Annotated in this window: 12 protein-coding genes; 7 read left to right on the top strand and 5 right to left on the bottom strand. The window is 65.3% G+C overall.

The genetic code is table 11. The annotated features are described in order from the left end of the window. The first annotated feature begins 3 nt into the window (after positions 1–3). From ACQZ2L_RS17700 to ACQZ2L_RS17670, 7 genes are all read left to right on the top strand, one after another. Entirely contained in the window at positions 4–528 is a 525-nt protein-coding gene (locus tag ACQZ2L_RS17700) for a FixH family protein (RefSeq protein ID WP_103436730.1), read from the top strand. A 167-nt stretch (positions 529–695) separates the two neighbouring features. Then, a complete protein-coding gene (locus ACQZ2L_RS17695) occupies positions 696–3,158 on the top strand; it encodes a heavy metal translocating P-type ATPase (RefSeq protein WP_430327171.1) in 2,463 nt (820 codons plus the stop codon). Between the two features lie 11 nt (positions 3,159–3,169). Beyond that, positions 3,170–3,379, top strand: coding sequence for a cbb3-type cytochrome oxidase assembly protein CcoS (gene ccoS, locus ACQZ2L_RS17690; RefSeq protein WP_103436728.1), 210 nt, complete (start codon positions 3,170–3,172; stop codon positions 3,377–3,379). Then, the gene (locus tag ACQZ2L_RS17685; RefSeq protein WP_430327170.1) at positions 3,372–4,055 is read left to right on the top strand and encodes a sulfite exporter TauE/SafE family protein; all 684 of its coding nucleotides are present in this window, start codon (positions 3,372–3,374) and stop codon (positions 4,053–4,055) included. The genes ccoS and ACQZ2L_RS17685 overlap by 8 nt, the downstream gene beginning before the upstream one ends. Before the next feature lie 97 nt (positions 4,056–4,152). Then, positions 4,153–5,535 carry an oxygen-independent coproporphyrinogen III oxidase gene (gene hemN, locus ACQZ2L_RS17680; protein ID WP_430327169.1) on the top strand — a complete coding sequence of 461 codons (1,383 nt, stop codon included), beginning with the start codon at positions 4,153–4,155 and terminating at the stop codon, positions 5,533–5,535. Positions 5,536–5,715: 180 nt separating this feature from the next. Next, on the top strand, positions 5,716–6,450 hold the full coding sequence (gene fnrA / locus ACQZ2L_RS17675) for a Crp/Fnr family transcriptional regulator FnrA (protein WP_101318051.1): 735 nt from the start codon (positions 5,716–5,718) through the stop codon (positions 6,448–6,450). 48 nt (positions 6,451–6,498) lie between these two features. Beyond that, positions 6,499–7,047 carry an adenine phosphoribosyltransferase gene (locus ACQZ2L_RS17670; protein ID WP_101318049.1) on the top strand — a complete coding sequence of 183 codons (549 nt, stop codon included), beginning with the start codon at positions 6,499–6,501 and terminating at the stop codon, positions 7,045–7,047. 68 nt (positions 7,048–7,115) lie between these two features. On the opposite strand, the gene ACQZ2L_RS17665 is transcribed toward ACQZ2L_RS17670, so the two are convergent. Genes ACQZ2L_RS17665 through ACQZ2L_RS17645 form a run of 5 tightly spaced genes read right to left on the bottom strand, consistent with a single transcriptional unit; the run spans position 7,116 to position 12,444 of the window. After that, a complete protein-coding gene (locus ACQZ2L_RS17665) occupies positions 7,116–8,180 on the bottom strand; it encodes a 2,3-butanediol dehydrogenase (RefSeq protein ID WP_430327254.1) in 1,065 nt (354 codons plus the stop codon). 49 nt (positions 8,181–8,229) lie between these two features. Next, positions 8,230–9,336 (bottom strand): acetoin dehydrogenase dihydrolipoyllysine-residue acetyltransferase subunit, encoded by a 1,107-nt coding sequence (locus tag ACQZ2L_RS17660; RefSeq protein WP_430327168.1) that lies wholly within the window; start codon positions 9,334–9,336, stop codon positions 8,230–8,232. Continuing rightward, positions 9,333–10,355 (bottom strand): alpha-ketoacid dehydrogenase subunit beta, encoded by a 1,023-nt coding sequence (locus ACQZ2L_RS17655; RefSeq protein ID WP_430327167.1) that lies wholly within the window; start codon positions 10,353–10,355, stop codon positions 9,333–9,335. The genes ACQZ2L_RS17660 and ACQZ2L_RS17655 overlap by 4 nt, the downstream gene beginning before the upstream one ends. Positions 10,356–10,388: 33 nt before the next feature. Next, positions 10,389–11,366, bottom strand: a complete 978-nt coding sequence (locus ACQZ2L_RS17650; RefSeq protein WP_430327166.1) for a thiamine pyrophosphate-dependent dehydrogenase E1 component subunit alpha — start codon at positions 11,364–11,366, stop codon at positions 10,389–10,391. A gap of 22 nt (positions 11,367–11,388) precedes the next feature. Continuing rightward, positions 11,389–12,444 (bottom strand): ATP-NAD kinase family protein, encoded by a 1,056-nt coding sequence (locus ACQZ2L_RS17645; protein ID WP_430327165.1) that lies wholly within the window; start codon positions 12,442–12,444, stop codon positions 11,389–11,391. Positions 12,445–12,601: the final 157 nt, after the last annotated feature.

Here is a 12,601-nt window from a genome sequence, read left to right as displayed (position 1 = left end):
TCCATGCCTGCTACTGCCGCCAGCCCCTGGTACAAGCACCTCTGGCCCTGGATCCTCATCGGCATCCTCACCACCTCGGTGTGCCTGAGCCTGACCATGGTCAGCATTGCCGTGCGCAACCCGGACAACCTGGTCAACGACAACTACTACGAGGCCGGCAAAGGTATCAACCGCTCGCTCGACCGCGAGCTGCTGGCGCAGACTCTCAACCTCAAGGCCAGCGTGTTCCTTGATGAGCTGACCGGCGAGGTCGAGCTGCGCCTGAGTGGCAACAGCGATCCGCAGACCCTGGAGCTCAACCTGATCTCACCGACCCAGCCGGACAAGGACCGCAAGGTCCAGTTGGCGCGCAGCGAAGCGGGCCGCTATGTTGGCCAATTGGACGACAAGGTCGAGGGCCGGCGCTTTGTCGAGTTGCTGGGTAGCCAGGATGGCCACATCTGGCGCTTGTTCGAGGAAGAGAAAGTCGAGCACGGCGTGACCCTGCAACTCGGCGACGAAGCCATCCAAGGCGCCGAGCACCTGTAGGAGCGGCCTTGCCGGGGCGCCGGACCGGTCGGAAAGGGTCGCGGAGCGGCCCCGGGATTTGTGCCGCGGCCGAGATTGCCGGGGCCGCTTCGCAGCCCTTTCGCGACACAAGGCCGCTCCTACAGGGGATGCGTGCCACCGTGCGGTTTTTGTAAGGCCATGATGTGATGACTCAGCCCACCCCGTGCTACCACTGCGCCCTGCCGGTCCCTGCCGGCAGCCGCTTCAACGCCAAGGTGTTGGGCGAGCTGCGGGCATTCTGCTGCCCCGGTTGCCAGGCGGTTGCCGAATCCATCGTTGCCGGTGGCCTTGAGCACTACTACCAGCACCGCAGTGAAACCAGCGCCAACCCCGAAGCCCTGCCCCAGCAGTTGCAGGACGAACTGGCACTGTACGACCGCAACGACGTGCAGCAAGGCTTCGTCCGCCATGACCATGGCCAGGCCGAAGCGATCCTGATGATCGAGGGCATCAGTTGCGCCGCCTGCGGCTGGCTGATCGAGAAGCACCTGCGCAATGTGCCAGGAGTGGCCGACGCGCGCCTGAACCTGTCCAACCACCGCCTGCTGCTGAGCTGGGATGACCTGCAACTGCCGCTGTCGAAGCTGATGGCCGAGCTGCGCCAGATCGGCTACGCCGCCCACCCTTATCAGCCCGACCAGGCCGCCGAGCAGCTTGCCCGGGAGAACCGCAGCGCCCTGCGCCGCCTGGGTGTGGCCGGGCTGTTGTGGTTCCAGGCGATGATGGCGACCATGGCCACTTGGCCGGAATTCAACATCGACCTGAGCCCCGAGCTGCACACCATCCTGCGCTGGGTCGCGCTGTTTCTGACCACACCGATCGTGTTCTACAGCTGCGCGCCGTTTTTCAAGGGCGCCGCGCGCGACCTGCGCACCCGCCACCTGACCATGGACGTGTCGGTATCGCTGGCCATCGCCCTGGCCTACTGCGCCGGGATCTGGACGGCGATCACCGGCAGTGGCGAGCTGTACTTCGACACGGTCGGCATGTTTGCCTTGTTTCTGCTGACCGGTCGTTACCTTGAACGCCGCGCCCGCGAGCGCACAGCGGCGGCCACCGCACAACTGGTCAACCTGCTGCCCGCCTCGTGCCTGCGGCTGGATAGCGAGGGGCGCAGCGAGCGCATTCTGCTGGCCGAACTCAACTGCGGTGATCGGGTGCAGGTGCTGCCCGGCGCGGTGATCCCGGCGGACGGGCGGATTGTCGAGGGCCGTTCGAGCATCGACGAGTCATTGCTCACCGGCGAGTACCTGCCGCTGGCGCGCAGCCCGGGCGATCATGTCACCGGCGGCACCTTGAACATCGAAAGCACGCTGACCGTGGAGGTCCAGGCGCTGGGTCAGGCCACGCGCTTGTCCGCCATCGTCCGGCTGCTGGAACGCGCCCAGTCCGAAAAGCCGCGCCTGGCGCAGATCGCCGACCGCGCCTCGCAGTGGTTCTTGTTATTCACCCTGCTGGCCGCGGTCGCCATCGGCTTGCTCTGGTGGCAACTGGACCCGAGCCGGGCATTCTGGATCGTGCTGGCGATGCTGGTCGCCACCTGCCCCTGCGCCCTGTCGCTGGCCACGCCGACCGCACTGACCACCGCCACCGGCACCCTGCACAAGCTTGGCCTGCTGGTGACACGCGGGCATGTGCTGGAAGGCCTCAACCAGATCGACACGGTGATCTTCGACAAGACCGGCACGCTCACCGAAGGCCGCCTGACCCTGCGCAGCATCCGCCCCTTGGGCACGCTGGGCAGCGACCAGTGCCTGGCCCTCGCCGCTGCGCTGGAAAACCGCTCCGAGCACCCGATCGCGCGTGCCTTCGGCCGCAGCACGCGGCCCGCTGAAGAGGTGCAGAACGTGCCCGGGCTGGGCCTGGAAGGCCAACTCGATGGCCAGCACTTGCGCATCGGCCAGGCCAGCTTCGTCTGCGCCCTGAGCGGCAGCGAGCCACCGCCGCTGCCCGAGCCGCGTGGCCAGTGGCTGCTGCTCGGCGATGCCAACGGGCCGCTGGCCTGGTTTGGCCTGGACGACCGCCTGCGCGACGACGCCCAGGGGTTGCTCGAAGCCTGCAAGGCGCGCGGTTGGAAGACCTTGTTGCTGTCGGGCGACAGCTCACCGATGGTCGCCGAGGTGGCCGCGCAACTGGGCATCGATCAAGCGGTTGGCGGCCTGCGCCCCGACGACAAGCTGGCCCGCCTGCGCACCTTGCAGGCCGAAGGGCGCAAGGTGTTGATGCTCGGTGACGGGGTCAATGACGTGCCGGTGCTGGCTGCAGCGGACATCAGCATTGCCATGGGCTCGGCCACTGACCTGGCAAAAACCAGCGCCGATGCGGTGCTGTTGTCCAACCGCCTGCAAGCGCTGGCCCAGGCGCTGCTGCTGGCACGCCGCACGCGGCGGATAATCGTCGAGAACCTGGCCTGGGCAACCTTGTACAATGGCCTGATGTTGCCGTTCGCGGCGCTGGGCTGGATCACCCCCGTGTGGGCCGCCATCGGCATGTCGGTCAGCTCGCTGGTGGTGGTGCTCAATGCCCTGCGCCTGACCCGCCTGCCCGATCCCGCGCCTGCCAGCACCGCGCGCGTCGAGGCGGTTGCCGGCGCGACCATCCTTCACTGAGCGATACCGCCATGCCTGCGCTGTACATCATGATTCCCGCAGCCCTGCTGATCGTTGGCGTGGCCATCTACATCTTCTTCTGGGCGGTCGACAGCGGCCAGTACGACGACCTCGACAGCCCGGCGCACAGCATCCTCTTCGATGACCAGGACCCAGGCCATCAAGCGGCGGTCAAGCACGACACCAAGCCCGCAGATGAGGACACCCCGCCCCGTGTTTGACCTGCTGCCCCTGCTGGGCTCGGCCCTGGTACTCGGCCTGCTCGGTGGCGGCCACTGCCTGGGCATGTGCGGCGGCCTGATGGGCGCGCTGACCCTGGCCATACCCGCCGAGCAACGCGGCCGCCGGCTGCGCTTGTTGCTTGCCTATAACCTCGGCCGCGTGCTCAGCTACGCCAGCGCCGGCCTGCTGCTGGGCATGGCCGGCTGGGCCGTGGCCAGCAGCCCGGCAGCGCAGGTGTTGCGAGTAATCGCGGCGTTGCTGTTGATCGCCATGGGCCTGTACCTGGCCGGCTGGTGGAGCGGGCTGACTCGCATCGAAGCACTGGGCCGCGGCCTGTGGCGGCATATTCAACCGCTGGCCACGCGCTTGCTGCCGGTATCGAGCCTGCCGCGGGCGCTGCTGCTCGGTGCACTGTGGGGCTGGCTGCCGTGCGGGCTGGTCTACAGCACCCTGCTATGGGCGGCGAGCCAGGGCAACGCCGGCTACAGCGCGGCGCTGATGCTTGCATTCGGCCTCGGTACCTGGCCGGTACTGCTCGCCACCGGCCTGGCCGCCGAGCGGGTCAATCGGCTGCTGCGCAAACGCAGTGTGCGCGTGGCCGGCGGCCTGCTGGTGATGGTGTTTGGCCTGTGGACCCTGCCCGGGCCGCACCAGCACTGGCTGATGGGCCACTGAGCGCGCCTCGCGAGGCGCGTTGATACAAATCAAAACAGATTCCTACAGACGCCCATAGACTTCGGACACTGCTGCTCCTATCCGGGGACTATTCCACATGCTCGACGAACTTCGTTGGGACGCCGACCTTATCCGCCGTTACGACCTGGCCGGCCCTCGCTACACCTCTTACCCAACCGCTCTGCAACTGCACAGCGAAGTGGGTTCGTTCGACCTGCTGCATGCCCTGCGCGAGAGCCGCCGCGCGGTACGGCCGCTGTCGCTGTATGTGCACGTGCCGTTCTGCGCCAACATCTGCTACTACTGCGCGTGCAACAAGGTCATCACCAAGGACCGCGCCCGCGCCCTGCCCTACCTGCAGCGCCTGCAACAGGAAATCCAGCTGATCGCCTGTCATCTGGAACCTAAACAGCGTGTTGAACAGCTGCACTTTGGTGGCGGCACGCCGACCTTCCTCAGCCATGTCGAATTGCGTCAGCTGATGGCGACCCTGCGCGAGCACTTCAACCTGCTCGACGACGACTCCGGCGACTACGGTATCGAGCTTGACCCGCGTGAAGCCGACTGGTCGACCATGGGCCTGCTGCGCGAACTGGGCTTCAACCGGGTCAGCCTCGGTGTGCAAGACCTCGACCCCGTGGTGCAGCGGGCGGTCAACCGCCTGCAGAGCCTGGAGCAGACCCGCGCCCTGATCGAGGCGGCGCGTACCTTGCAGTTCCGCTCGGTCAATCTGGACTTGATCTACGGCCTGCCCAAGCAGACCCCGGAAGGTTTTGCCCGCACCGTCGACGAAGTGATCCGGCTGCAGCCCGATCGCCTTTCGGTGTTCAACTACGCGCACCTGCCAGAACGCTTCATGCCCCAGCGACGCATCGACAGCAACGACCTGCCGGCCCCGGCAGCCAAGCTGGAAATGCTCCACGCCACCATCGAGCAACTGACCGCAGCGGGTTATCGCTACATCGGCATGGACCACTTTGCCCTGCCTGATGACGAGCTGGCCATCGCCCAGGAAGAAGGCACCCTGCAGCGCAACTTCCAGGGCTACACCACCCACGGTCATTGCGACCTGATCGGCCTCGGCGTGTCGGCGATCAGCCAGATCGGCGACCTGTACTGCCAGAACAGCAGCGACCTGAACACCTACAAGGAACTGCTCTCCAACGCGCAACTGGCGACCCAACGCGGGCTGCTGTGCAACCAGGATGATCGCCTGCGCCGGGCGGTGATCCAGCAATTGATCTGCCACTTCGAGCTGGATTTCGAGCAGATCGAACGCGCCTTCATGATCGATTTTCGTGGTTACTTCAATGAGCTGTGGCCGCAACTGCAGGCGATGCACCGCGACGGCCTGATCCGTCTCGACAGCAAGGGCATCAAGGTGCTACCGGCCGGGCGCCTGCTGGTCCGCTCGGTGTGCATGGTGTTCGATGCCTACCTGGCGCAACACAATCGCCAGCGCTTCTCGCGGGTGATCTGACGCGACCAAGCAGCGCATGGACTTCCCTGTGGAGCAGGCACATCATTGGCTGAGGACGAGCTGCGCGACACCACGCTGCAGCCCCGCCAGCCTGCACAAAAAAAGTGCAGGCTGGCCCTCAAGCCATGCCGTCGGTTATCCTTACGGCTTATGTGTGATTTCCCACAAGGATCGATCGAAATGTCCGAGCCAGTAAAACTGCGCACACACAACCAGGCCCACTGCAAGGATTGCAGCCTGGCCCCGTTGTGCCTGCCATTGTCCCTTAACCTTGAGGACATGGATGCGCTGGATGAAATCGTCAAACGCGGCCGCCCGCTGAAAAAGGGGGAATTCCTGTTCCGACAGGGTGACGATTTTGGCTCGGTCTACGCAGTTCGCTCCGGTGCCCTGAAGACTTTCAGCCTGAGCGACAGCGGCGAGGAGCAGATCACCGGCTTCCACCTGCCGAGCGAGCTGGTCGGCCTGTCGGGGATGGACACCGAGGCTTACCCGGTATCGGCCCAGGCCCAGGAAACCACCTCGGTGTGCGAGATCCCCTTCGAGCGCCTCGACGAGCTGTCGGTGCAATTGCCGCAGCTGCGCCGTCAGCTGATGCGGGTGATGAGCCGGGAGATTCGCGATGACCAGCAAATGATGCTGCTGCTCTCGAAAAAGACCGCCGACGAGCGCATCGCCACCTTCCTGGTCAACCTGTCGGCGCGCTTCCGCGCACGCGGTTATTCGGCCAACCAGTTCCGCCTGAGCATGTCGCGCAACGAGATTGGCAACTACCTGGGCCTGGCTGTGGAAACCGTGTCGCGGGTGTTCACGCGCTTCCAGCAAAACGGCCTGATCACTGCCGAAGGCAAGGAAGTGCACATCCTCGATCCGATCCAGCTGTGCGCACTGGCCGGCGGCGCAATCGACGCCTGAGTCGGCTGACGGGGTATACTTGCGGCCAGATTTCTCAGGATACCCCTCATGTACAGCGACACTTTCGACCTCAAAGCCCTGATCCGCCCGGTAGTGGACTTCCCCAAGCCGGGTGTGATCTTCCGTGACATCACCCCGCTGTTCCAGTCGCCGCGCGGCCTGCGCTATGTGGCCGACCGGTTCATCGAGCGCTATGTCGAGGCCGAATTCAGCCATATCGGTGCCATGGATGCGCGTGGTTTTCTGATCGGTTCGATCATCGCCCACCAGCTGAACAAGCCGCTGATCCTGTTCCGCAAACAGGGCAAGCTGCCGGCGCATGTGTTGTCCGAGGGCTATCAGACCGAGTATGGCGAGGCGTTTCTTGAAGTGCACGCCGACAGTCTGTGTGAAGGTGACTCGGTGCTGATCTTCGATGACCTGATTGCCACCGGCGGTACCTTGCTGGCAGCAGCCAACCTGGTCCGTCGCACCGGCGCGCAAGTGTTCGAAGCGGCGGCGATCATCGACCTGCCGGAGCTGGAAGGCTCGCAACGGCTGCAGGACGCAGGCGTGCCGACCTTCTGCCTGACCGAGTTTTCCCTGAGCGAATACTAAGGGTCTGCCTGATCTGCGCTGGCCGCTGGCGGCCAGCGCATCTCCCTGTGTAGATCAGTCTGTGCAGATCAGCGCCCGCCCGGCGAGACGATGATCTTCACGTTCTGCTCCTTGTTGTTGACCAACTCCTCAAAGCCCAGCTCGACGATCTGCTCCAGGCCAATGCGCCCGGTCACCAGTGGCTGAATGTTCAGGCGGCCATCGTTGATGAAGGCGATCACATCGGCAAACTCGCCGTTGTAGGCCAAGGCACCCAGCACCTGCTTCTCGGTCGAGACCAGATCGAAGAAGTTGAACGAGCTCGGCTCCTCGAAAATACCCACCAGCACGCACTTGCCCGCTTTGCGAATCGCATCGATGGCCAGCTTGGCGGTGTTCTTGTTGCCGATGCATTCGAAGCTGACATCAGCACCCAGGCCGCCAGTAAGCGCGCGAATTTCAGCCAGCGCGTCGCACTGGCTCGGGTCGAGCACCGCACTGGCGCCGACCTCAAGGGCCTTGGCTTTGCGCGCCGAGGACATCTCCAGGGCGATGACCTGAGCCGCGCCTGCGGCCTTGGCGCACATGATGGTGCACAGGCCGATGGTGCCGGCCCCGACTACCACCACGTTCTGCCCAAGCAGGCTGCCGGCCTTTTTCACCGCATGCATGCCCACCGCCAGCGGTTCGATCAGCGCCCCGGCTTCACGCGGAAACCCTTCAGGCAGGCGGTAGAGCAGATTGGCCGGGACATTCACTAGCTCGGCGAACGCACCGTTGTTCATCAGCCCGGTAAAGGCCAGTTTTTCACAGATGTTGTACAAGCCATGGGTGCAGTAATAGCAGGTGCCGCAGTGCTGGCAGGCGTCGGCCGCAACCGGGTCGCCAACGGCATAGCCGCTGACGCCCTCGCCGAGCTTGGCGATCTCGCCGCAGAATTCGTGGCCTAGAATGCACTGGCCCTGAATACCGGTCAGCGGGTGCGGTGCTTCGACCGGGATAAACACTGGCCCGGCCACGTATTCGTGCAGGTCAGAACCGCAGATACCGCACCAGTCGACCTTGATCTGCACCCAGCCCGGCGGAGGGTCTGCCGGCAGGGGGACCTGTTCGACGCGGATGTCATTGCGCCCGTGCCAGACGGCGGCGCGCATGTGGGAGTGGCTGAGGTCGTTCATTGTTGTTGTCTCCAGGCTCACGGGATCAGTGCTTGCGGACAAAGTCCTGCAGCAGCTGGTTGATCTGCTCGGCAGCTTCCATCTGCACCATATGGCCAACCCCTGGCAGCACCACCGCTTCGGCCTCTACGCCCTGGGCATGGCTGGCCGGGATGATCGCGTCTTCGCTGCCCCATAGCACCAGGGTCGGCTGTTGCGCGATCACGCCGCGCAGGTCATGCCGCTGCTGGTCGCCGTCGGCAATCGCCGCGGCCAACAAGCGCAGGGCAGCGTCGACGCTTTCGAGGCGCTTGAACTTGAGCATGTCCTCGAGCATCTGCCGGGTGACCATGCCCTGGTCGGCAAACAGTTGGCTCATGGCCGGTTTCAGGCCATTGCGATTGGCTGCCTCGACAAAACCGCGCAGGTACTCGCCGTTGATCTCCTGGCCCAGACCGGCGCTGGCGATCAGGCTCAGGCTGGCCACCCGCTGCGGCGCCAGGCGGGCCAGGTTCAAGCACACCGCGCCGCCCATGGAGTGCCCAGCCAGGTGTGCGCGGGTGATATCGAGGTGGTCGAGCAAGGCCAACACGGCGCCGCTGAGTTCGTCCAGGTCACCATGCTCAAGGGTCTTTGCCGACTCGCCGTGGCCGGGCAGGTCCAGCGCAATCACCCGCCGTTCGGCGGCCAGGGCCGGGTGGTTGAACAGCCAGTTGTTGAGGTCGCCGCCAAAGCCGTGCACCAGCACCAGTGGCGTGCCGCCCTCGCCCAGCTCGAACCAGCGCAGCAGGCGCCCGCCGACCTCGGCCTTCTGCGGTGCCGGGCCTTGCGCCTGCTCACTGGCAGCACTGGCGACGAACTCGGCCTGGAAGCGCTCGACCACTGTGTCGATCTCGGCCTCATCCGCTTCACCGTCGACCAGCACGGCAAGTAACGCGCCGACCGCCAGGGTTTCGTCCGGCTTGGCGACCTGGCGGCGCAACACGCCGCTGAACGGCGCCTCGACGCTGCTGCTGATCTTGTCGGTCTCGACATCCAGCACTTCGTCGCCCTTGTTGATCTGCTCGCCTTCCTGCTTGAGCCAAGCGTCGACTCGGCCCTCGGTCATCGACAGGCCCCACTTGGGCATGGTCAGGGTATGGATCTGGCTCATGCAGCACTCCTTGAGGCGTCCATGACTTTACGCACGGCGGCTTCGATCTTCGCCGCATCGGGGATGTACAGGTCTTCGAGGGCATCGGAAAACGGCACCGGCGTGTGCGGCGCGGTAACCATCTCGATCGGCCCCTTGAGCTCGGCAAAGGCCTTCTGCGCGACCAGCGCACTGATGTCGGTGGCCAGCGAGCAACGCGGGTTGGCTTCGTCGATCACCACCAGCCGGCCGGTTTTCTCCACGCTCTCAAGGATGCTGTCTTCGTCCAGCGGGCTGGTGGTGCGCAGGTCGAGCACCTCGCAGTCGATGCCCTGGCGGGCCAGGTTGTTGGCGGCCTCCATGGCCAGATGGACCATGCGCCCGTAGGTCACCAGGGTGATGTCGTTGCCGTCGCGCAGGTAGTTGGCCTCGCCGAACGGTATGGTGTAGAGCTCTTCGGGCACTTCGCCCTGCATGCTGTAGAGCAGCTTGTGCTCACAGAAGATCACCGGGTCGTTGTCACGGATAGCCTGGATCAGCAGGCCCTTGGCGTCATACGGCGACGACGGGCAGACCACCTTCAGGCCCGGGATATGGGTCCACAGCGAGGTGAGCATCTGCGAGTGCTGGGCCGCTGCGCGCAGGCCGGCGCCGACCATGGTGCGCATCACCAGCGGTGTCACCGCCTTGCCGCCGAACATATAGCGAAACTTCGCCGCCTGGTTGAGGATCTGGTCCAGGCAGCAGCCGGCGAAGTCGACGAACATCAGTTCGCAGACCGGCCGCAGGCCTTGGGTGGCAGCACCGACGGCAGCACCGACGTAACCGATTTCGGACAGCGGCGCATCCAGCACCCGCCCCGGAAACTGATGATAAAGGCCCTTGGTCACGCCAAGCACGCCACCCCAGGCGTCCTGCTCACCGGGCGCACCGGCGCCGCCGGCGACGTCTTCGCCAATGATGAACACCGTGCTGTCGCGGCGCATTTCCTGAGCCAGGGCCTCATTGATGGCCTGCTGGTAACTGATCTTTCTTGCCATGGTGATTGTCCTGTAGTTGTTATTGTCGGGGGCTCACGGGTAGCTGACGTAAACGTCGCTGAGCAGGTCGGCGGGCTGTGGTTTGGGGTCGGCCTTGGCACGGCGCACGGCGTCTTCGATCAGGTCGTCGACGCGGCCATCGATGGCGTCCAGTTGCGCGGCGCTGAGCAGGCCGGCACGGGTGGTCTTGTTGCGAAACTGCAGCAGGCAGTCGCGGGTTTCGCGCAGGTTCTTCACCTCGTCGGGGGCGCGATAGGTTTGTGCGTCGCCCTCGAAGTGGCCGTAATAGCGGGTCAGCTTGACCTCGATCAGCGACGGCCCCTGGCCGCTGCGCGCGCGCTCGACGGCGGCGCCTGCGGCTTCGTGCACGGCAAAGAAGTCGTAGCCGTCGATCGTCACCCCGGGCATGCCGAAGCCGGCGGCGCGGTCGGCAATATGGTCGCAGGCCACCGACCACTTCGATGCGGTGGCCTCGGCGTAGCCGTTGTTCTCGGCGACGAAGATGCACGCCAGGTTCATCACCGAGGCCATGTTCATGGCTTCGAACACCGCGCCTTCGTTGGAGGCGCCGTCGCCGAAGAACACCACCGAGACGTCATCGCGGCCCTTGAGCTTGGCTGCCAGCGCCGAGCCGGCCACCAGCGGCGCGCCAGCACCGACGATGCCGTTGGCGCCGAGCATGCCCTTGGACAGATCGGCGATGTGCATCGACCCGCCCTTGCCGCCGCAGACGCCGGTCTTCTTGCCGTAGATCTCGGCCATCATCCCGTACACATCGACGCCCTTGGCGATGCAGTGGCCATGGCCGCGGTGGTTGGAGGCGATGCAATCGGCATCGCGCAGGTGCGCCATGACCCCGGCCGCAGAGGCTTCTTCGCCGGCATACAGGTGGACGAAACCGGGGATCTCGCCGGTGGCAAACTCGACATGCAGGCGCTCTTCGAAGGCGCGAATGGTGCGCATGACTTCATAGGCATGCAGCAACTGCTCGGAACTGAGTTGGGTGGACATCTTGTTGTTCTCCAGGGTTGTCTCAACGCAGGGTTGCAGGGGTGTGCCGCTGGTCGCGGGGGACGACCAGCAAATGGTGGCGGGCGGCATGCGCCAACACCGCCTCGACATCGACCGACAGTGGGCCGTGCAGGTCGAGGGTGATGGTTGGGGTGTCTTGCTCGGCAAACTCGATTTCCCGCTCGCCATCCAGCGCCAGGGTGCCGCTGCGCAGGCTCAGCGGGTACGCCACGCCGGGCTGCAGCGGGCCACTGGCGGTCAACCCGCAGCCTTGCAACAGGCCGGGCGCGAGCGGCGCCAGCAAGACCTGGGTGGCGCTGGCGTCGAGGCGGACCCAGGCGCCCTGCTCGGCCTGACGCGACACCGGGCACCACAGCCCGCAGATGGCCGACAGGCCGATGGCGTGTGGCTCGGCGAAGCAGGCGAACACTTCGGCCAGGTCTTCGCTGCGGCTCAAGGCGCGGGCGCCGACAAAGCGCTGTGGCGACACCGCGACCTCGACCAACGCCCATTCGCACAGCTGCTGTTGCGGCACCCGCACCAGCAACCGCTTGTTGCGGCGCAGGCCGATATCCGCAGGGATCTGCCCGCTGGCCAGCAGGCCACCGGCGAGGCCCGCGCTGGTCGCTTCGCGCAGTTCAGGGAAGGCATTGTTGGTGCCGGTCGACAAGGTCAGCAACGGCGTATCGCCGGCTTCGGCGGCGACCGCTTTGTGCGTGCCGTCACCGCCCAGCACAGCGATCATCGCCACGCCCTGCTCGACCATCTGGCGAGCCGCGAGGCGGGTGTCGGCGACGGTTTGGGTCAGGGGCAGATCGAGCATCTGCAACGTCGGCCAGCGCTGCTCACGGGCCATCGGGCCAGTACTGGCCTTGAGCACCGCGGCGGCGATGCCGGTCATATCGGTTGGCAGCAGCACCCTGGCAATGCCGGTGGCACCAAATGCGGCGAGCAGGCGCTGGATGGCCGAGGCTTTGTCGGTGCTGGAATACAAACCGGCACTGGCCGTCAGGCGGCGCAGGTCGCGACCGGAGGCAGGGTTGGCAATGATCCCGATGATCGGGCCGGGCTGGCGCATGGCGCACCTCGTTTTATTGTTTGAGGAGAGCCAGAGCAAGGCCAGTGCCAGCTTTTTATTTGAACGCTGCAAGCCCCGTGGCAGAGCAGTTTCAGCGATTGTCCAGTGCACGTTGGCGGCTTGCCGACGAGACGCCGGGTGTCGCACCAGCAGCACC

Origin of the sequence: Pseudomonas shirazensis (assembly GCF_050496565.1) — a bacterium.
Classification (GTDB): Bacteria; Pseudomonadota; Gammaproteobacteria; order Pseudomonadales; family Pseudomonadaceae; genus Aquipseudomonas; species Aquipseudomonas shirazensis_A.
The sequence above is the reverse complement of the archived record's forward strand: the minus strand, read 5'-3'. Positions and strand labels throughout refer to the sequence as shown.